Genomic DNA, 20,762 nt, shown 5'->3' with positions numbered 1-20,762 from the left:
GGGCCGTCCGGGGGAGTGCTCAGTGGAACGCGTGCTCGGGCGCGGGGAATTCGCCCCGCCGGACGTCCTCGGCGAACGCCGTCGCGGCGCCCTGCAGCGCGCCGGCGAGATCGGCGTAGCGCTTGACGAACCGCGGCGCCTTGCCGCGCCGCAGGCCGGCCATGTCCTGCCAGACCAGCACCTGTGCGTCGCAGTCCGGGCCGGCGCCGATGCCGACGGTGGGAATCTTCAGCTCGTGCGTCACGCGTTTCGCGGCTTCGGCGGGCACCATCTCCAGCACCACCGCGAACGCACCGGCCTCCTGCAGCGCCAGCGCGTCGGCGAGCAGCACGTCGGCCGCGTCACCTCGGCCCTGGACCCGGTAGCCGCCGAGGTTGTGTTCACTCTGCGGAGTGAATCCGATGTGCCCCATCACCGGGACCCCCGCGGAAGTGAGGGCTTCGACGTGGGCCGCGAACCGGCGGCCGCCCTCCAGCTTCACCGCGTGTGCGCGGCCTTCCTTCATGAACCGCACCGAGGTGGCCAGCGCCTGCTCCGGAGAGAGCTGGTAGGAGCCGAACGGCAGGTCGGCCACGACGAGCGCGCGGGTGACCGAGCGGGTGACCGCGCGGACCAGCGGCAGCAGCTCGTCCACGGTGACCGGCAGCGAGGTGTCGTAGCCGAAGACGTTGTTGGCCGCGGAATCCCCGACCAGCAGCACCGGGATGCCCGCCTCGTCGAAAAGCGCGGCGGTGTACATGTCGTAGGCGGTGAGCATGGGCCACGGCTCGCCGCGTTCCTTGAGCTCGGCCAGGTGGTGGATGCGAACCTTCCGGCCGGACGCGGCGGGCACGGCGGGCGCCGTGGCCGGGCCGGTGCCGTACGGGGCGGCGACTTCGCCGGAAGCTCCGGCAGCATGGGCAGCAGACATCGTCGTCGACCGTCCTTCCCTCGAGGCCTCCGCGAGGTCCCCGGGTCGTGGAATCAGTACGCGTCCAAGCCTGACACGCGCCCGCGAGGCGCCCAAGGTCGTGCGACCAGCTTCACACGCCCGGGACACGGCGACCCGGCCCGTGCCCGGCGGCGAGAAAGGTACCCATGAGAACCACTGTGCGCCCGCGTTCGCGCGTTCCGGCCTGGAAAGCCAAGGCCGGTGGCATCACGGCCACCGTCGTGCAGCTGGCGGCGGTCTTCTCGGTGGTGCTGCTGCTCGCCGGCGGCAGCCACGGGCACCTGCTCGCCGCGATCGACGCGGTGTTCTCCGTGCTGAGCGTGCCGACCAGCGCGAGCCTGGTGATCGTGTTGCTGCTGGTGGTCCTCGGTGCCGCGCTGCGCCGGCGCAAACGGGCCGCGCTGCACACCCTGCTGCTGTTCCAGGTCGCCGGTCTGCTGCTGACGCTGGGCGTTCAGGCACTGCTGCTCTGGGCACCGGACCTGCTCACTCTCACCGCCGGGCAGATGCGGCACATCCCGCTCCGGCTCGGCGTGCTGGCGGTCGCCGACGTGGTGTCGCTGCTGCTGATGTGGTTCCTGGTCGCGCTGCGTCCGGCGTTCCCCGCGCGGCTGGCGCCCGGAGCGTGGCGTGACGGGCTTTCGGTGCTCTTCGGCGGACTGCTCGCGGTGGCGCTGCTGGGCTGGGGGCTCGTCGAGGTGTTCCCGCACACGCTCGGCGACAGCTGGGCGCGGCTGGCCTGGGCGGTCAACCACGCCACCGGAGAAAACCTGCCGCTGCGCCGGATCGGTGTCGGCGAAGGTCCCGGCTGGGTGGACGCGGTCGTGGACCTCTGCTCGGCTTTTGTCGCCACCGCCGCGTTGTACACGCTGTTCCGCGGGGTGCGCAGCCGTCGTCTCCGTACGGACGACGAGGAGTTGCGTCTGCGCCGGTTGCTGGCGGAGTACGGCGAGGACGACTCGCTGGGCTACTTCGCGACGCGCCGGGACAAGAGCGTGGTCTTCGCACCGAACGGCCGTGCCGCGGTGACCTATCGCGTGCTCGGCGGTACGAGCGTGGCCAGCGCGGACCCGGTCGGCGATCCCGGCGCGTGGGCGGACGCCGTGCAGGCGTGGCTCGCCGAGGCGTACCTGTACGGCTGGACGCCGGGAGTGCTCGGGGCGAGCGAGCGGGGTGCGAAGGTCTACACCGCGGCCGGTCTGCGCGCCCTGGAGATCGGCGACGAGGCGGTGCTCGACGTCCGCGAGTTCTCTCTCGCCGGCCCCGGGCGGAAGTCCGTGCGTCAAGCGGTGAAACGGATCGAGCGGTCCGGCTACACCGCGCAGGTCCGCCGGCACAGCGAAATCCCCGAAGACGAGATGCTGCAGTTGCTCGCCCGCGCACAGCAGTGGCGTGGTGAAGAGGCCGAACGCGGCTTCTCGATGGCGCTCGGCCGGCTCGGCGACCCCAGCGACGGCCGCGGCGTGATGGTCGAGGCCTACGACGCGGGAGGCCGCCTCCGCGGGCTGCTTTCCTTCGTGCCGTGGGGAAGGCGCGGGCTTTCGCTGGACCTGATGCGACGCGACCGAGACGCCGGGAACGGCCTCAACGAGTATCTGGTCGCGCAGGTCGTCGCGGCCGCGCCACGGCTCGGAGCGCAGCGGATCTCGCTGAACTTCGCGATGTTCCGCGCGGTGTTCTCGGATGGGGAGCGGATCGGCGCGGGACCGGTGCTGCGTACGTGGCGCGGGATTCTCGGGCTGTTCTCCCGGTTTTTCCAGCTGGAGTCGCTGTACCGGTCCAACGCCAAGTACGGCCCGGACTGGCAACCGCGGTTCCTCTGCTACTCCTCGGCCCGGCGGCTGCCGCGGGTCGGCCTCGTCGCGGGCGCGCTGGAGGGCTTCGTGCCCACCGGGCGGAGCCGCGCGTTGCGGCTGGAAAACGTGGGAGCGGAGTTCGTCGCCGAGGTCCGGGACATCGAGGACGAAGCGCTGCGCGTCGTCCCGCCGACGAGGCGGCGTCCGGAACAGGTGCGGGTGCGCGTCGCGAAACTCGCCACCCTGCGGGAACTCGGGATCGATCCGTACCCGGCCGGGTTCCGGCGGGAGGACTCACTCGGCGACCTGGTGTCGGAGTTCTCCGCCCTGGCACCGGATTCCCGTACCGGACGACGGGCCCGGGTGGCCGGCCGGGTGCTCGCCCTGCGCACCCTCGGCGGGTTGTGTTTCGCCCGGATCAAGGACTTCTCCGGTGAACTGCAGCTGATGCTGGACGCGGAGGTGCTCGATCTTTCGAGCTGGCGCAAGGGCGTGGACCTCGGCGACCACGTGGGGGTCAGCGGGGTGGTGGTCACGTCGCGCCGTGGTGAGCTGTCCGTGCTCGTGGACGAGTGGACGGTCACCGCGAAGTGCCTGCACCCGTTGCCGGACAAGCGAAAAGGGCTGACCGACCCGGAGACGCGGGTGCGGCAGCGTTACCTCGACCTGGCAGTGAATCCGGAGTCCGAGCAGATGCTGCGGCTGCGGTCCACGGTGGTCCGCGCGGTGCGGGAGTACCTGCACCAGGACGGGTATCTCGAAGTCGAGACGCCGATGCTGCAGACCGTGCACGGCGGGGCGAACGCGCGGCCGTTCGTCACCCACATCAACGCCTACGACATGCGGATGTACTTGCGCATCGCGCCGGAGCTGTACCTGAAGCGGCTGTGCGTCGCCGGCGTGGAGCGGGTCTTCGAACTGAACCGGAACTTCCGCAACGAGGGCGTGGACGCGACGCACAACCCCGAGTTCACGATGCTCGAGGCGTATCAGGCGTACGCGGACTACCACGCCATGCGCGAGCTCACCCGGGAGCTGGTGCAGCACGCCGCCGAGGCGGCGTTCGGCGCGCAGATCGTGCGGCACCGCGACGCGGACGGGCGGCTGACCGAGCACGACATCTCCGGCGACTGGCCGGTGATCCCGGTGCACGAGGCCGTCTCACTGGCGCTGGGGGAGGAGGTCGGCTCCGCGACCCCGGTGCGGGTGCTGCGGAAGCTGTGCGCCGCCGCGGGTGTCCCGGTACCGGAGCAGGCCGGGCACGGTGACCTCGTGCTCAAGGCGCACGAGCACCTCGTGGAGGGCTCGACCGTGCAGCCGACGTTCTACACCGACTACCCGACCGACGTTTCTCCGCTGACCCGGCAGCACCGGGCCGACCCGCGGCTGGCCGAGCGCTGGGACCTGATCGCGTTCGGCGCGGAGGTCGGCACCGCCTACACCGAGCTGACCGACCCGATCGAACAGCGGCGCCGCCTGGCGGCCCAGTCGCTGCTCGCGGCGAGCGGCGACGTCGAGGCGATGGAACTGGACGAGGACTTCCTGCTGGCACTCGAACACGGCATGCCGCCGACCGGTGGGCTCGGGCTCGGCGTCGACCGCCTGCTGATGCTGCTGAGCGGTGCGTCGATCCGGCAGACGGTGCTGTTCCCGTTCGTCCGCCCGCACTTTCGGTGAGCAGGCGATCGCGGTGCGTACGAGAACGAGGGGCTAAGTCACGGGTGTGACACCATCATGCGCAACGTCGCAGTCCTTCCCTTAGGGTAGCCGGGTGCGTGCTGCGCGACTGGCTGCGATCGTCCTCATCGGACTGGGAATGCTGGCGTATTCCGCGTGGTTGCTGGAATTCGTGATGCCGACCGGGGTGTCTCCGGTGACCGAGCCGGTCGAGGACCTGCTGCTGGGTGATGCGCTGTTCCGGGTCACGACCGGCGTCGCCGGCCTCGCCTTCCTGGCGGCCGGACCACCGCTGATGCGGCTCGTCCCGGTGCACTGGACCGGACGGCTGACCGCCGTCACCGTGGCCGCGTACGGAATTCTGCTGCTCGTGGACGCCGGCGCACCCGGTTCGACGCTCCTGCGGCTGCTGCTGAACGTCGCGTTCCTGGTGGGCACGGTGAGCCTGGTGCTGTGGTGGCCCCCGGTCTGGCGGACCTGGGCGATCGGCGGGCTGGCGCTGATCCTGGCCACCTGGGCGCTGGTACTGCTGGGCCCGCAGCCCTGGCACGGGGTGTTCACCCGGGTGCAGCTCGCGGCCCGAGCGGCGGAAATCCTCGTCGGGGGCGCCTACGTCGTGCGCATGCCCCTGTCGAAGGCCCGGAAACCACCCGCCCCGGACGGAATCCTGCAGTGCGGCGGGCCACCACACCCGAACTGAACCCCACCGCGCCGGCGAACGTCGGTCCTGCTTCGAATGGCCCGTACGGTCCCAGCGATCTGGTGGTCTGGCGACCTCGTGATCTGGCGTCCTGGGCGGTCCGGCCATCCGGGCGATCCGGGTGGTTCGGCCATCAGCGCGCCCCGAGCGATCCGAGGCCATGCCCTGCCTTGCACCCGACATCCGGTCGCGCGGGCTCTATCCCGAATCCACCTCCCGGCCGGAACTGCCGCCGTCCGGCTGCCCGTCCGGGATAGCGTGGCCCGCGGCCGGTGCGGACGGAGACTTCCGCTGTCGCACGAGGGCCACCACGTTCAGGGCCGCGATCACTGCCAATCCCGCCGTCGTCGCCCACAGGCCGGAGCGGAGGTGCACCGCGTCGCCGACGTGGGCGAGTACGTCGGCGAAGTCGGTGCCCGGTCGCGGCGGCACCAGTGCGCCCACCAGGTTCCGCACCGCCGTCTCCAGCGCGGACTTCGCCAGCACTTCCGTGACCACCACCAGTACGATCCCGGTAGCGGCGAGGACGGCTGAAGTCACCACGCGTCCCCGGGTCGAGCGGAGAAGGGCGGTGGCCATCCCCGCGGCCAGCACCACCAGCGTGCCCACCGCGAGGCCCCGCACGAGCGGGTCCATCACCTTCGACCGCGAGCTGTACGCGTCCTCCCACTGCTGCGTCCTCGCCCAGGCTCCGGATGTCTCCACCTGCGGCCGGTCGCCGATGACGGCGGCCCCGGAGTAGGTGACGTGCACACCGGCCGGTGCGTGGGTGCCGGCCGCGATGGGGACGTCACAGGACACCGCGACCGAGGGCAGGAACAGCAGCAGCATTCCTGCCAGCAGGAACAACGCGGGACTCAGTATCCGCGCAGCACGCGTAGCCATGGTGCGGGACATTAGCGGCACACTGTGGGACCCCTCCCTCGCAACCGTCAGAACAGTGTCGGTTCCTCCGGCAACGCCCCCTCGATCACGAGCATCCGCCGCTTCGTCTCGACGCCGCCGGGGGCGGAGAACCCGCCGGGTTTGTTGCCCGCCGCCAGAACCCGGTGGCACGGCACGACGATCGGGACCGGGTTGTGGCCCATCGCCTGCCCGACCGCCTGCGCGGACCCCGGCATTCCCAGCTCGTGCGCGATGTCCCCGTAGGTCAGCGTCCTGCCCGGCGGGATGGCACGCGCCACGTCGTACGCCCGGCGATGGAAATCCGGCACGTCCCGCAGGTCCAGCGGGACCGCGCGCAGATCGACCCGGGCACCGGACAGCAGCGCGACGATCCCGTCCACCGTCTCCCGCAGCTCGTCCGGAACCGGAGCCTCGGCCGCACCGGGAAAGCGCGCGACGAGGTTCGCTCGCGTGCGTGCGGGCGAACTCGCCGGCAGGGCGGTGCCGACCACGGCGCCGTCCCGCCACGCGAGCCCGCACGCCCCGATCGGTGTGTCGAACACCGTGTACTCGACCGTCATACCGAAAGCCTACGATCCACCACCGACAGAAACCGGCGGAAAACCGACGTCACCCCGCGACGTCCGGGCGCGGCTCACCGGCGCACGTCAGCCCGGCCGTCGGCAGCACCCCGTCGAGCGCGTCGTCCAGTCCGAACGCAGCGTGGCACCGCTCGCGAACCGAAGACCGGGTCAGGCTTTCCGTTCCCGCCATCCGTTGGTCATCGGCAGCCGGCGGTCGCGTCCGAAGGCCTTGAACGTGATCTTCGTGCCCGGCGGGTACTGCCGCCGCTTGAACTCGGCCCGGTCGACCATCCGCACCACCCGGTCGATGGTCTCCGGATCGAATCCAGCGCCCAGCAGGTCGTGGTAGCCGCGGTCGCCCTCGACGTAGTCGTCCAGGATGTCGTCGAGCAGCGCGTAGTCCGGCAGGGAATCGCTGTCCTTCTGGTCCGGCCGCAGCTCCGCGGACGGCGGTTTGCTGATCGAGTTCTCCGGGATCGGCGGCGTCTCCCCGCGTTTGGCCGCCTCCGCGTTGCGCCAGCTCGCCAGCTGCCAGACGTGCGTCTTGAACAGGTCCTTGATCGGCGCGAACGCACCGACCGCGTCGCCGTAGATGGTGGAGTAGCCCACCGCCAGCTCGGTCTTGTTGCCGGTCGCCAGCACGAGGTGACCGTCCAGGTTGGACAGTGCCATGAGGAGCATCCCGCGCACCCGCGCCTGGATGTTCTCCTCCGCCAACCCGCTCAGCTGCAGTTGGTCCACGTAGACCCGGACCATGTCCGCGATCGGCTCGACGCGGTAGTGCGCGCCGGTCCGCCGGGCGAGGTCCGAGGCGTCGTCCTTCGAATGTCCCGAGGAGTACTGCGACGGCATCGAAACGCCGTACACGTTCTCGCCGCCCAGCGCGTCGGCCGCCAGCGCCGCACACACCGCGGAGTCGATACCGCCGGAGAAGCCGAACGTGACTGAGGAGAAGCCGTTCTTGTGCACGTAGTCGCGTAGCCCGACCACGAGCGCCGACCACACCTCGGCCTCGTCCGAGAGCGGCTCACTGATCACCGGGTCGTTCAGCGCCTCGTACGCGGGCAACGGCGCGTCACTCAGCGTCCGGCGGTGCACGCGAAGGCCGTCGAACTCTCCTTCGGACCCCGAAGCGCCCGAGAGGTCCATGTCCAGCACCAGCAGGTGCTCCACGAACTGCGGTGCCCGCGCGAGCAGCTCTCCGTCCGCGCCGACCACGAGGGAGTCACCGTCGAACACGAGGTCGTCCTGGCCACCGACCTGGTTCGTGTACACCAGCGACGCGCCCGCTTCGCCAGCACGGCGTGCGACGAGCGGCAGCCGTTGCTCGTCCTTCGACCGCTCGTACGGCGAAGCGTTCGGCGAGACGACCAGACCCACGCCGGCCTTGCCGAGCGCCGAGATCGGACCGCCGTCCTGCCAGATGTCCTCGCAGATGACCATGCCGATGTCGACGCCGTGCAGCCGCAGCACTTCCAGCTCGGTGCCCGGCTTGAAGTAGCGGTGCTCGTCGAACACGCCGTAGTTGGGCAGGTGGTGCTTGAACTGCCGCGCCACGACCTCGCCGCGGTACAGCGCGGCCGCCGCGTCCCGCGGGCCGGTCTCGTCGTGATCGAGGTAGCCGACGTAGGCCAGCACCTCACCGCAGCCGGCCTCGTCGAGCCGGCGGGCCAGCTCGGTCACCGACCGCACCGACGCCTCGGAGAAGGTCCGGCGCAGCGTGAGGTCCTCCACGGGGTACCCCGTCTGGGACATTTCGGGAAAGACGACGACGTGGGCACCGGCTTCGGCGGCCTTGCGCGTCCACTCGACAGCGAGCGCGGTGTTCCCGTCGAGGTCGCCGACGGTGGTGTTGACCTGGGCCAGTGCGATGCGCAGTTGCGGCATGCCCGCCATTCTGTCCCACCACGCCGGTCACGGCTAAGCGGATGTGAGCCAGCAGCCGGGAAGGCCCCTCCGGACTCCCCGGAGAGGGCCTTCCGGCCGCGGTGGAGCCGGCGGGGTCAGGACTTCTTCATCTTCATCATGCTGCGCACCCGCTTGACGGTCTGCTCGAAGTCGGAGTCGAACGGGTTGTCGTGCACCAGGTAGGTCCACGTCGTGTTCGCGCGCCGCACCCCGGCATCGGCAAGGTCGAGGCCGTCGTCGGTGATCTCCGCTTCCTCGAACGTCTTCGCCGCGCGCGACGCCGCCTCCGCGATGATCTTGTGGAACTCCGGGATCGCCGCACGGTGGAACTCGTCGAGCGGGGTCTCCCTGGCCAGCGCCCGCAGGTGGATGCTCTCGCGCACGTCGGTGAGGTAGGCGAGGTGATCCGACCACAGCTGGTCGAGATGGAACAACAGCACCTCGCGGCACACCTGCTCGAGCCGCCCGGAGTCGTCCAGCTTCTCCTTCAGCTCACCGAACTTCTCCTCATGCGCCTTCTCCAGCCCTTCGGCCGCCAGCCCGGTGTGCAGCACCTTGTCGCGGTGCTCCAGCAGCTCGGCGCGCTGCCGTTCGATCAGCCGGGTGTAGCGCCAGGTGTTGCGGTGGATCTCCAGGTCGACGCCCTCGGCCACGCGCTGGGCGTGGTTGAGCTGCCGGTGCGCGGCCGGATCGGTGATCTCCCCGCTCTCGCTGTCGGAGGCGATGCCCTCGGGGATGTCCGGTGCGTTGGACAGCACCAGGTCGTCGTTGAGGCTGGCGAAGAAGATCGCGCTGCCCGGGTCGCCCTGCCGTCCGGAACGGCCGCGCAGCTGCCCGTCGAGCCGGCTCGACGGATAGCGCGCGGTGCCGATCACGTGCAGGCCGCCCAGCTCGGCGACCTCCTCGCGGCTCGCGCCCTCGGTGCCGCCGAGACGGATGTCGGTACCGCGGCCGGCCATCTGCGTGGAGACGGTGACCGCCCCCTTCTTGCCCGCCTCGGCGATGATCGACGCTTCCTCCGCGTCGTTGCGCGCGTTGAGAACCACGCACGGCAGGTCGACCTTCGCGAGCTTGTCGGCCAGCTCCTCGGACTCGGCCACGTCCTGGGTGCCGACCAGGATCGGCTGCCCGGTCTCGTGCACCTTCGCGATCTCCTCCTGGATCGCCCGCAGCTTCTGCGACGGCGAGGCGAAGATCCGGTCCGGCCGCTCCTCCCGCACGTTCGGGGTGTTCGGCGGGATCACCGCCACCTCGAGCCGGTAGAACTCACGCAACTGCTCGGCCACCGCGACCGCGGTCCCGGTCATGCCCGCCACCTCGGGGTAGCGCGCGAGCAGCGCCTGCACCGTGATCGAGTCCAGGATCTCGCCGCGGTCGGTCGCGGTGACCTGCTCCTTCGCCTCGACGGCCGCCTGCAGGCCGTCCGGCCAGCGCTGCAGCTCGGCGACGCGGCCGCGCGCGGCGTTGATGAGCTGGACTTTGCCGTCGCGGACCAGGTAGTCGACGTCGCGGGTGAGCAGCGCGTGCGCGTGCAGCGCGACGTTCACCGCGGCCAGCCGGTCCGAACCGGACTCGCCGTAGAGGTCGATGCCGCCGAGCGACTTCTCCACGACCGAAGCACCCGCGCTGGTCAGCCAGGCGTTGCGGCCGTCGGTGTCGGTCTCGTAGTGCAGGCCGAGCCGCAGCCGCCGCACGACCGTGGCGACCTCCTCGTCGGCGTCGTTGTGGTCGATCGAACCGGCCATCACCAGCGGCACGCGGGCCTCGTCGACCAGCACCGAGTCGGCCTCGTCGACGATCGCCACCTCCGGGGCAGGCTGGACGAGGTCGTCGACCGTGGTGACCAGGCGGTCGCGCAGCACGTCGAAGCCGATCTCGGCGACCGCGCCGTAGGTGACCTGCCGGTGGTAGGCGTCTTTGCGCTCCTCTTTCGCCAGCGCCGGGTCGATCGAGCCCACGGTGACGCCGAGCAGCGCGTACACCGGGCTCATCCACTCCGCGTCACGGCGGGCGAGGTAGTCGTTGACCGTGACCACGTGCACGCGGCGGCCGCGCATCGCGTGCCCCGCGGCCGCGAGCGCACCGGCGAGCGTCTTGCCCTCACCGGTGTCCATCTGCACGACGTGCCCGGTGAGCAGGCCCATGGTGCCGAGCAGCTGTACGTCGAACGCGCGCTCGCCGAGCGCCCGCCGAGCCGCCTCGCGGCCGAGCGCGCACACCTCGACCAGCTGGTCGTCGGTGTAGGCCGAGGCGCCATCGAGGGTGCCGGCCAGCTTCTCCGCGCGTTCGGTCAGCTCGGCGTCGGCCAGCTTCTCCAGCTCGGGTTCGAGCTTCTCGACCGCGGGCAGCAGGCTCTCGTAGCGGGTCAGCTCGACGCTGCCCGGCCGCTGGATGATCCGGCGTAGCCGCTTGCCCACCCGGCTGATCAATGCCACCCCTGGTCTCCTCATCTCCGTGTTGCGCGGCTGTGTCCGCTCACCGTCCGCTCGCTCCGCCCTGCCCAACGCGCCGGTGGTGTGCCGGAGTTCCGCGGACGGATGGCACGATCCAACCGTGCTCCGTCATCCTCGCGCCAGCTCTCGCACCCACCGGATCGTCGCGCTCGCGGTGTCCGGCCTGCTCGCCGGCACGCTCGCGGCGTGCTCGTCGAACTCCGGCCAGGCCACGCCCTCGCCGTCCGTCGAATCGCACGCGCCCGCCGGGCCGGTGCCCACCGGGCTGGAGCGCTTCTACGGCCAGGGCCTGACCTGGGCTGCCTGTGCACCCTACGCGACCTCGGACGACGCGCAGTCCGCCTTTCGGGCGGGCGGCATCGAATGTGCCCGCCTCACCGTGCCACTGGATTACGGCAAACCGGACGGACCGACCATCACGATCGGCGTGCTGCGGCACAAGGCGAGCGATCCGGACGACAAGATCGGCTCGCTGGTGCTGAACCCGGGCGGCCCGGGTGCCTCCGGCATGGTCGCCGCGGCCGGGATGGTCGAGCAGGTCTCGAAGAACGACCTCGGCGCACGCTTCGACCTGGTCGGGTTCGATCCGCGGGGGATCGGCGCGAGCGAGCCGCAGATCCGCTGCCTCACCGACCCGGAGCGCGACTCCGACCGTGCCGACGACAGCGAGACCGACGGTTCGCCCGCGGGAGTCGCGAAGCAGGAGAAGCAGGAGAAGGACTTCGCCACGAAGTGCGCGCAGCGGACGAAGTACGGCGACGACATGCTCGCGCACGTCGGCACGCGTGACGTCGTGAAGGACATGGACGTGCTTCGCAGCGTCCTCGGCGACGAGAAGCTGACGTACCTCGGCTACTCCTATGGCACGCGTCTCGGGTCCACGTACGCGGAGACGTTCCCGAAGAACGTGCGCGCGCTCGTCCTCGACGGCGCGGTCGACCCGGACCAGGACCCGGAGGAATCCCTCGTCGCGCAGGGGCAGGGCTTCGGCACTGCGTTCGGCGAGTTCGCGAAGTGGTGCGCGGCCCGGCAGGACTGCGCGCTCGGCCGTGACCCGGCCGCGGCGACGAAGGCGTTCCAGGACCTCACCCGGCGGCTGATCGACTTCCCGGTGCCGGTGGGCGACGGCCGCAAGCTGTCCTACGAGGACGCGACCACGGGCGCGATCCAGGCGCTGTACCAGCAGAGCCTGTGGGAGTACCTGAACACCGGGTTGAACGAGCTGAAGCAGCAGCAGGGCAGCACGCTGGAGAAGCTGGCGGACATCTACAACGAGCGTGGCGCCGACGGCCGCTACGGCACCACGCAGGACGCCTTCACCGCGATCCGCTGTGTCGACGACCCGCGCGTGACCGATCCGAAGCAGATCCTCGAAGCGCAGGAGAAGTACGTGCAGGTCGCGCCGTTCCTCGACGACGGAAGGCAGGCCAGCTCGGCGCGTGACTCGTGCGCTTTCTGGCCCGTGCCGAACACCTCGCAGCCACACGAGCCGAACGTGCCCGGCCTGCCGAAGACGCTCACCGTCTCGACCACGAACGACCCGGCCACGCCCTACCAGGCGGGCGTCAACCTGGCGAAGGCGCTGGGCGGTTCACTGCTGACCTTCGAAGGCACCCAGCACACAGTGTTCCTGCAGGGCAACGACTGTGTGGACAAGGTGGGGGTGGCGTACCTGATCGACGGCACCACGCCGGCTGACGGCACTCGCTGCCAAGGCAGCTGACTCCGGCTGGTCACTCCCCGAACGGCCGGAAGAAGCCTTGCACGTACGGGTCGGCGTGCGCGCGCATGTCGGCTCGGCTTCCCGAAGCGACGACGCGGCCCTCGCGCAGGAACACCAGGTCCTCGGCAACGCGGGTCTCGACCAGCAGCGGAGCGTCGTGGGTGATGACGAGGACGGCGGCACCGGCGTCGGCGTAGGCGCGCAACGTGACCCACACGTCGTAGCCGGTGTCCATGTCGAGGGACGCCGTGGGCTCGTCGGCGATCAGTACCTCGGGGGCGGGCAGCAGTGCGGCAGCCAGCGCGGCACGCTGGATCTGACCGGCAGAGTGCTGCTTCGGGTACAGCTCGAAGTTCTCGATGGGGTAGCGGGCCGCCGCGCAGGCGTCTTCGACGCTCCAGGCCTTATAGGTCCGCTGTAGGTCGGCCAGCTGCGCGCCGACGCTCGCGTCCGCGGCGAACGCCGTCACACCGTCCTGCGGCAGCAGACCCACTGTGCCGCCGCGCAGCTGTCGCCACTGCCGACGGTCCTGAACAGCGGTGCCATTGATACGGACTTGCCCGGTGCTCGTCGCGGAAGCGGGCAGCGAGCCGGTCAACGCGGCGGCGACCATCGACTTGCCGCACCCGGACTCGCCGAGAAGCGCCGTGATCCGCCCTCCGGGCACCGCCAGGCTCACGCCCTCGGCCACGGTTTCACTCCACCGGCCCGTGTCGACGTGGATGGTCAGGTCGTCCAGTTCCGCGCTGGGCACAGGATGAACTCCTCGCCGTATCAGGGGACTTGCTGCGTGAGCAGCACTTCGAACACCACGGGGCTGTCGCGGACCGTCTCGGGCGGTACCTGCAGCCACAGTCGCGCGAAACGGCGTGGCTGGGCGACCGTGACCCAGATCTTTGCGTTTACGTCGGCATGGATCTGCGGCGCCAGCCGCGCTGCGGCAGCCTGCGGCACTGTCCCGCTCACGCGGTAGCCGTCGACACCTTGGATCGTCTCGCGGATCTCCGTCGTCGGATTCCGAAGCGCGGTGAGCAGGTTGACGAAGCCGCCGTCGGGACCGAGGAACTGCTGCACGGTGAACGCCGCACGGTCGGTCTGTACGTGGCCCTTCGAGTCCTTCGTCGACGCTGTGCTGCCCTCGACCGTGAAGGAGAACCCGCGCTTGCCTGTGCTGTCGGCCAGCTCCGCTGTACCCGCTGCGTGTCCACTGCGGTCGAGGTTCGCCTCGCCGTCGAGCTTGCTCAGCGGCAACCCGGGTAGCACCCCAGTCACTGCCACGGAGAAGTGCAGGCTCCGGACCGAGGAGAAGCTCGTCTTCGCGGCATCCAGCAACTCGCGGCCGGCGGGTAACGGGGATGACGCTGTGCAACCGCCGACGAGCCCGGCAAGCAGCAGCGCCGGCAGGGCGCGTCGGCTGAGCATGTGCGCGAGCGTATCGGCTGGCCCGATCCTTTCGCATAGTGTCCGTCAGGCCACTTCCAACGCTGTCGGCCACCCAGCAGACTCACCAGCCGTGACCATCGAGACCCGCCCAGCACCTCGGATCCACCGCGCGTGGTTCGTCGCCGCCGCCGCGTTCGTCGCGCTGCTCGCCGCCGCCGGGTTCCGGGCCGCGCCCAGCGTCCTGATCGACCCCCTGCACGAGGAGTTCGGTTGGTCCCGCGCGACCATCGGAGCCGCCGTTTCGGTCAACCTCGTGCTGTACGGCGTCTTCGCGCCCTTCGCGGCCGCGCTCATGGAACGGTTCGGCATTCGGCGGGTGTCCGCCACCGCGCTCTTCGTCGTCGCTCTCGGCGCCGGCGGCACGGTCTTCATGAGCACGAGCTGGCAGTTGATCCTTTGCTGGGGCGTGCTCGTCGGTGTCGGCACCGGCTCGATGGCAATGAGCTTCGCGGCCACAGTGACCACGAGGTGGTTCGTACGCCACCGCGGTGCGGTGACCGGGGTCCTCACTGCCGCAGGCTCCACCGGCCAGCTGATTTTCCTTCCCGCAGTGGCCGCGCTCTCCGTACACGACGGCTGGCGTACGGCGTCGCTCGTCATCGCCATCGCCGCGCTCGCTGTGGTACCGGTCGTGCTCTTGGCGGTGCGTGACCACCCGGCTGACGTCGGCACGGTCGCGTACGGCGCCCCTGAGGACACCGAGGTCGCACGCCCGGCTCCGAAAGTGGGCTCCGCCCGGCGCGCCCTGACGGTGCTCTTCGAAGCCGCGCGTACCCGGTCCTTCTGGCTGCTGGCCGTCGGCTTCGCGATCTGTGGCGCGACCACGAACGGTCTCGTCAGCACCCACTTCGTCCCAGCCGCGCACGACCACGGCATGCCGCAGACCACGGCCGCGAACCTGCTCGCACTCGTCGGGATCTTCGACGTGGTGGGGACCGTCGCGTCGGGTTGGCTCACCGACCGTGTCGACCCCCGCGTTCTGCTCGGCGTCTACTACGCGTTGCGCGGACTCTCGCTCGCCCTGTTGCCGCAGCTGTTCACGAACTCCGTCCAGCCGAGCATGTGGGCGTTCATCCTGTTCTACGGTCTCGACTGGGTGGCCACCGTCCCGCCGACCGTCGCACTGTGCATCCGCAGCTTCGGCGAAGCCGGTCCGATCGTGTTCGGCTGGGTCTTCGCCTGTCACCAAGTGGGCGCGGCGTTCGCCGCGTCGGCTGCCGGGGTGGTGCGCGATCAACTGGGCGACTACTCACTGGCTTGGTACGTCGCGGCGGGCCTCGCGGTGGTCGCCGCGATCGCCTCGATCTCGATCACCCGATCCGGGAAAAGTGTGTCGCTCGCGGTGCCGTGACGCGGTCGGAAACGCCTCGGCGACCCGCGAAACATCCCGTTAACACGTGCTCGTTAGGGTGCGGCCATGGATCGCCAGCAGGAATTCGTGCTCCGCACACTGGAAGAGCGCGACATCCGTTTCGTCCGCCTGTGGTTCACCGATGTGCTGGGGTTCCTCAAGTCGGTGGCGGTCGCGCCCGCGGAGCTCGAGGGCGCCTTCAGCGAGGGCATCGGCTTCGACGGTTCGGCCATCGAGGGCTTCGCGCGGGTCTACGAGTCGGACATGGTCGCGAAGCCGGACCCGTCCACGTTCCAGGTGCTCCCGTGGGAGACGCCGGACGGCGGTCCGTACTCCGCGCGCATGTTCTGCGACATCGCGATGCCGGACGGTTCGCCGTCGTGGGCCGACCCGCGCCACGTGCTGCGCCGCCAGCTGTCGAAGGCCGGCGAAGCGGGCTTCACCTGCTATGTGCACCCCGAGATCGAGTTCTTCCTGCTCGCCACGCTGCCCGACGACGGCACCGAGCCCGAACCCGCCGACAACGGCGGCTACTTCGACCAGGCCAGCCACGCCACCGCGACGCACTTCCGTCGGCACGCCATCGAAACCCTCGAGGCAATGGGCATCTCGGTCGAGTTCAGCCACCACGAAGGCGCGCCGGGGCAGCAGGAGATCGACCTCCGCTACGCGGACGCCCTCACCATGGCCGACAACGTGATGACGTTCCGCTACGTCGTCAAGGAGGTCGCGCTGACCCAGGGCGTGCGCGCGACGTTCATGCCGAAGCCGTTCACCGGTCAGCCCGGTTCGGGCATGCACACCCACGTGAGCCTCTTCGAAGGCGACCGCAACGCCTTCTACGACGCGGCGGACCCGCACGAGCTGTCCGAAACGGGCAAGGCGTTCGTCGCCGGGGTCCTGCACCACGCGAAGGAGATCTCCGCGGTCACCAACCAGTGGGTGAACTCGTACAAGCGCCTGATCAGCGGCAGCGAGGCGCCGACCACGGTGTCCTGGGGCCGGGCGAACCGCTCGGCGCTGGTCCGCGTGCCGATGTACTCACCCGGTAAGGCGTCCTCCCGGCGAGTGGAGATCCGCACGCTCGATTCGGCCTGCAACCCGTACCTCGCGTACTCGGTCATCCTCGCGGCCGGGCTGAAGGGCATCGAAAAGGGCTACGAACTGCCGCCGCCCGCCGAGGACAACATCTGGCAGCTGTCGGACTCCGAACGCCGCGCCGCGGGCTACTCGCAGCTCCCGCAGAACCTCGGCGAGGCGCTGTCGGAAATGGAGCGGTCGGAACTGCTTCCGGAAGCCCTCGGCGAACACGTCTACGACTTCTTCTTGCGCAACAAGCGCGTCGAGTGGGACAACTACCGGAGCGCGGTCACGCCGTACGAACTCCGCACGCTGCTGCCCGTGCTGTGATCCCCACCGGGAAGGCGCGTCGATGCCCAGTCTCCGCACGGTCCTGACCACTGCGTTCGCCGCAACTCTGGCCGTGGGGATGCTGCCCGCGGTAGCCATCGCCGCCCCCGGCGCGGGCTCGGGTTCCGGCGCCGCGCCGTCCGACGCGCTCGACCTCGACGCCGCCGACATCCCGGCACTGCAGGCGCGGATGGCTTCCGGCCGGCTCACGGCCGTCGGCCTCACCACGGCGTACCTGTCCCGGATCCACACGCTCGACTCCCGGATCAACGCCGTCCTCGCGCTCAACCCGAGCGCGCTGGCCCAGGCCGCGGCCAGCGACGTGCGGCGCCGCGCCGGCAGTGCACGTGGTCCGCTCGACGGCATACCGGTGCTCGTGAAGGACAACGTCGACACGCGCGACCAGCAGACCACCGCCGGTTCGCGTGCTTTCCGCAGCCGCCCCGCACGGGACGCCACGCTGATCACCCGGTTGCGGGACGCCGGTGCGGTGATCCTCGGCAAGGCGAACTTGTCGGAGTGGGCGAACTTCCGCGCGGCGAAGCCGACGTCCGGCTGGTCCGGCGTCGGCGGCCAGACCCACAACCCGTACGTGCTGGACCACAACCCGTGCGGGTCGTCGGCCGGTTCCGCGGCCGGCGTCGCCGCGTCCCTCGCGCAGGTCGCGATCGGCAGCGAAACCGACGGGTCCATCGTGTGCCCGGCCGGGATGACCGGGACTGTCGGGCACAAGCCGAGCCTCGGGCTGGTCAGCCGCACCGGGGTGGTGCCGATCTCTGCGGAACAGGACACCGCGGGTCCTATCGCGCGCAACGTCGTCGACGTCGCGCTCACTCTGTCGGTCCTGCAGGGCCGCGACCCGTCGGACCCGGCGACCGCGCGGTACCCCGCCGGCCAGCCCACCGACTACGCCGCGCTCCTGCACCCCGGCGCGCTCCGCGGCGCCCGCATCGGACTGTGGCGGCTGCCCGTACTGGGCCCGGACACCGACGCCGTGGTCACCCACACGAAAGAAGCGCTGGAACGCGCCGGGGCGACCGTCGTCGAGGTCACGCCGCCGTACCAGGACCGCCTGGCCGAGCTGGAGTTCCCGGCCCTGCTGACGGAGTTCCACCGCGACATCGATGCCTACCTGGCCACCCGTCCGGACGGCCCGCGGAACCTGGCGGACCTGATCGCCTACAACCGCGCCGACCCGCTGGAACGCACCTGCTTCTCCGGCCAGGAGCTGTTCGAACAGGCACTCGCCGCACCCGGCCCCGACGATCCCGGCTACCGCGCCAGGCGAGCGGAACTGTCCGACCTCGCGCGCCGTTCCCTGGACGAAACCCTCGCGGAGCACGACCTGGACGCCATCGCCTCCCCGACGAACCCACCCGCCTGGAAAACCGACTGCACTACCGGCGACGACGACGTGATCCCGTCCTCCACCCCGGCCGCGGTGGCGGGCTACCCGGACGTGACAGTGCCCGCCGGCGCCGTCGGCCCCCTCCCGGTGGGCATCGCGTTCATGGGAAGCCAGTGGTCCGACGCCCGCATGCTCGCCCTGGCCGCCGACTACACGCGTAACGCCCCGGCCCGCGTTGCGCCGCGGTTCCTGCCGACCCTGGCTGCCTCGCCGGTCTCGCCGGTCTCGCCGGTCTCGCCGGTCGGATAGTTCAGCAGCGCCAGCGTCGCCAGCACCGCCAGCGTCGCCAGCCCCGCCGGCCCGCCAGCCCGCCAGCCCGGCTAGCCCCGCCAACCCTGCCAACCCCGCCAGCCCCGCCAGTCTTGCCAGCATCGTCGGGCCCACCAGCCCCGCCGGCCGGCTAGTCAGACTCGCGGGCGCCCTCAGCCCGCCGCCGAGAGCCTCCTGACCAGCGCCGATCCCGTTAAGTGACCCCCCGGTTTTCGGGCAGTTCCAGGCCATGTAATCTTCTCTTCGTCGCCAGGAACACCGGGCCGGCGGGGCCGCAAGCCTCCCGGACCAGGGCGCCAGGGCCGAGCGGTTGACACCGCGAAACGGACCAGGTAACGTTCAGCGTCGGCCCACGAGCGGCCGCCGACTCCCTACGACTAACCTCGCAGGTAGCGGCATGCTCGACCAATAGCTTGAAACAGCGCCGATGGTTGGCTCGTGTGATGCGGGTTGGTTGCGGGTGTGTTGCTTGAGAACTCAACAGTGTGCTAGTGAACTAAGCCAGTAGAGCTTTTTGTATGGACCCCTCCTCGTGGGGTTTTCTTTGAGATTACATTTGTAGTCTGGATGGAACTGTTCATTGTTGGAGAGTTTGATCCTGGCTCAGGACGAACGCTGGCGGCGTGCTTAACACATGCAAGTCGAACGCTGAAGCCATTTCGGTGGTGGATGAGTGGCGAACGGGTGAGTAACACGTGGGTAATCTGCCTTGTACTCTGGGATAAGCCTGGGAAACTGGGTCTAATACCGGATATGACCTGTCACCGCATGGTGGTGGGTGGAAAGTTTCGGCGGTATGGGATGAACCCGCGGCCTATCAGCTTGTTGGTGGGGTGATGGCCTACCAAGGCGACGACGGGTAGCCGGCCTGAGAGGGTGACCGGCCACACTGGGACTGAGACACGGCCCAGACTCCTACGGGAGGCAGCAGTGGGGAATATTGCACAATGGGCGGAAGCCTGATGCAGCGACGCCGCGTGAGGGATGACGGCCTTCGGGTTGTAAACCTCTTTCGCCAGGGACGAAGGGTGACTGACGGTACCTGGATAAGAAGCACCGGCTAACTACGTGCCAGCAGCCGCGGTAATACGTAGGGTGCGAGCGTTGTCCGGAATTATTGGGCGTAAAGAGCTCGTAGGCGGTTTGTCGCGTCGGCCGTGAAATCTGGAGGCTTAACCTTCAGCGTGCGGTCGATACGGGCAGACTTGAGTTCGGTAGGGGAGACTGGAATTCCTGGTGTAGCGGTGAAATGCGCAGATATCAGGAGGAACACCGGTGGCGAAGGCGGGTCTCTGGGCCGATACTGACGCTGAGGAGCGAAAGCGTGGGGAGCGAACAGGATTAGATACCCTGGTAGTCCACGCTGTAAACGTTGGGCGCTAGGTGTGGGCGACATCCACGTTGTCCGTGCCGTAGCTAACGCATTAAGCGCCCCGCCTGGGGAGTACGGCCGCAAGGCTAAAACTCAAAGGAATTGACGGGGGCCCGCACAAGCGGCGGAGCATGTGGATTAATTCGATGCAACGCGAAGAACCTTACCTGGGCTTGACATGCGCCAGACAGCTGCAGAGATGTGGTTTCCCTTGTGGTTGGTGTACAGGTGGTGCATGGCTGTCGTCAGCTCGTGTCGTGAGATGTTGGGTTAAGTCCCGCAACGAGCGCAACCCTTATCCTATGTTGCCAGCGCGTGATGGCGGGGACTCGTGGGAGACTGCCGGGGTCAACTCGGAGGAAGGTGGGGATGACGTCAAGTCATCATGCCCCTTATGTCCAGGGCTTCACACATGCTACAATGGCTGGTACAGAGGGTTGCGATATCGTGAGGTGGAGCGAATCCCTTAAAGCCGGTCTCAGTTCGGATCGCAGTCTGCAACTCGACTGCGTGAAGTCGGAGTCGCTAGTAATCGCAGATCAGCAACGCTGCGGTGAATACGTTCCCGGGCCTTGTACACACCGCCCGTCACGTCATGAAAGTCGGTAACACCCGAAGCCCATGGCCCAACCCGTCAGGGGGGGAGTGGTCGAAGGTGGGACTGGCGATTGGGACGAAGTCGTAACAAGGTAGCCGTACCGGAAGGTGCGGCTGGATCACCTCCTTTCTAAGGAGCACAACACATCCACGTTCCCCGGGATACCCGGATCACGGGCGTGGGGTGGCTCAGGCTGAGGGACCGATTGTGTTTCTGTCTGGGTTGCTCAAGGAATTGTGGAGCTACTGGTTTA

General features: G+C 69.4%; 14 protein-coding genes and 1 rRNA gene. 7 read left to right on the top strand and 8 right to left on the bottom strand.

Annotated features, from left to right (window positions below; genetic code table 11):
• Positions 1 to 19: 19 nt before the first annotated feature.
• The gene (panB, locus tag BJY18_RS16995) at positions 20 to 910 is read right to left on the bottom strand and encodes a 3-methyl-2-oxobutanoate hydroxymethyltransferase (protein ID WP_184780911.1); all 891 of its coding nucleotides are present in this window, start codon (positions 908 to 910) and stop codon (positions 20 to 22) included.
• 167 nt (positions 911 to 1,077) lie between these two features.
• On the opposite strand from panB, the gene lysX reads away from it, so the two are divergent.
• Both lysX and BJY18_RS16985 read left to right on the top strand, forming a co-directional pair.
• Positions 1,078 to 4,404: a bifunctional lysylphosphatidylglycerol synthetase/lysine--tRNA ligase LysX gene (gene lysX, locus BJY18_RS16990; protein WP_184780910.1), complete on the top strand. Its 3,327-nt coding sequence runs from the start codon at positions 1,078 to 1,080 to the stop codon at positions 4,402 to 4,404.
• A 94-nt stretch (positions 4,405 to 4,498) separates the two neighbouring features.
• Positions 4,499 to 5,104 carry a hypothetical protein gene (locus BJY18_RS16985; protein ID WP_184780909.1) on the top strand — a complete coding sequence of 202 codons (606 nt, stop codon included), beginning with the start codon at positions 4,499 to 4,501 and terminating at the stop codon, positions 5,102 to 5,104.
• A gap of 198 nt (positions 5,105 to 5,302) precedes the next feature.
• Here BJY18_RS16985 and BJY18_RS16980 read toward each other — a convergent pair whose 3' ends face one another.
• From BJY18_RS16980 to secA2, 5 genes are all read right to left on the bottom strand, one after another.
• Positions 5,303 to 5,989, bottom strand: coding sequence for a hypothetical protein (locus tag BJY18_RS16980; protein WP_184780908.1), 687 nt, complete (start codon positions 5,987 to 5,989; stop codon positions 5,303 to 5,305).
• A gap of 47 nt (positions 5,990 to 6,036) precedes the next feature.
• Positions 6,037 to 6,570, bottom strand: a complete 534-nt coding sequence (locus BJY18_RS16975) for a methylated-DNA--[protein]-cysteine S-methyltransferase (RefSeq protein ID WP_184780907.1) — start codon at positions 6,568 to 6,570, stop codon at positions 6,037 to 6,039.
• Positions 6,571 to 6,619: 49 nt separating this feature from the next.
• Entirely contained in the window at positions 6,620 to 6,763 is a 144-nt protein-coding gene (locus BJY18_RS16970) for a hypothetical protein (RefSeq protein WP_184780906.1), read from the bottom strand.
• Complete coding sequence (locus BJY18_RS16965; RefSeq protein ID WP_184780905.1) at positions 6,742 to 8,460, bottom strand: NAD+ synthase; 1,719 nt, start codon at positions 8,458 to 8,460, stop codon at positions 6,742 to 6,744. Before BJY18_RS16965 ends, BJY18_RS16970 begins: the two co-directional genes overlap by 22 nt.
• A gap of 116 nt (positions 8,461 to 8,576) precedes the next feature.
• Positions 8,577 to 10,931: an accessory Sec system translocase SecA2 gene (secA2, locus tag BJY18_RS16960; protein WP_184780904.1), complete on the bottom strand. Its 2,355-nt coding sequence runs from the start codon at positions 10,929 to 10,931 to the stop codon at positions 8,577 to 8,579.
• Between the two features lie 157 nt (positions 10,932 to 11,088).
• Here secA2 and BJY18_RS16955 point away from each other — a divergent pair, with 157 nt between their 5' ends.
• Positions 11,089 to 12,657 carry an alpha/beta hydrolase gene (locus BJY18_RS16955; RefSeq protein WP_312874108.1) on the top strand — a complete coding sequence of 523 codons (1,569 nt, stop codon included), beginning with the start codon at positions 11,089 to 11,091 and terminating at the stop codon, positions 12,655 to 12,657.
• A 10-nt stretch (positions 12,658 to 12,667) separates the two neighbouring features.
• Here BJY18_RS16955 and BJY18_RS16950 read toward each other — a convergent pair whose 3' ends face one another.
• Entirely contained in the window at positions 12,668 to 13,411 is a 744-nt protein-coding gene (locus tag BJY18_RS16950; protein WP_184780902.1) for an ATP-binding cassette domain-containing protein, read from the bottom strand.
• Positions 13,412 to 13,431: 20 nt separating this feature from the next.
• Positions 13,432 to 14,079, bottom strand: a complete 648-nt coding sequence (locus BJY18_RS16945; RefSeq protein WP_184780901.1) for an LppX_LprAFG lipoprotein — start codon at positions 14,077 to 14,079, stop codon at positions 13,432 to 13,434.
• Between the two features lie 91 nt (positions 14,080 to 14,170).
• Between BJY18_RS16945 and BJY18_RS16940 the strand changes: the two genes are divergently transcribed.
• The 4 genes from BJY18_RS16940 to BJY18_RS16925 all read left to right on the top strand — a co-directional run bounded on the left by BJY18_RS16940 (position 14,171) and on the right by BJY18_RS16925 (position 20,638).
• Positions 14,171 to 15,451 (top strand): MFS transporter, encoded by a 1,281-nt coding sequence (locus BJY18_RS16940; protein WP_312873868.1) that lies wholly within the window; start codon positions 14,171 to 14,173, stop codon positions 15,449 to 15,451.
• 66 nt (positions 15,452 to 15,517) lie between these two features.
• Positions 15,518 to 16,861: a type I glutamate--ammonia ligase gene (glnA, locus tag BJY18_RS16935; RefSeq protein ID WP_184780899.1), complete on the top strand. Its 1,344-nt coding sequence runs from the start codon at positions 15,518 to 15,520 to the stop codon at positions 16,859 to 16,861.
• Between the two features lie 22 nt (positions 16,862 to 16,883).
• Positions 16,884 to 18,518 (top strand): amidase, encoded by a 1,635-nt coding sequence (locus BJY18_RS16930; RefSeq protein ID WP_446680344.1) that lies wholly within the window; start codon positions 16,884 to 16,886, stop codon positions 18,516 to 18,518.
• A gap of 601 nt (positions 18,519 to 19,119) precedes the next feature.
• A 16S ribosomal RNA gene (locus BJY18_RS16925) occupies positions 19,120 to 20,638 on the top strand.
• Positions 20,639 to 20,762 lie beyond the last annotated feature (124 nt).

The sequence above is a fragment of the Amycolatopsis jiangsuensis genome (genome assembly GCF_014204865.1).
GTDB lineage: Bacteria > Actinomycetota > Actinomycetes > Mycobacteriales > Pseudonocardiaceae > Amycolatopsis > Amycolatopsis jiangsuensis.
The sequence above is the reverse complement of the archived record's forward strand: the minus strand, read 5'-3'. Positions and strand labels throughout refer to the sequence as shown.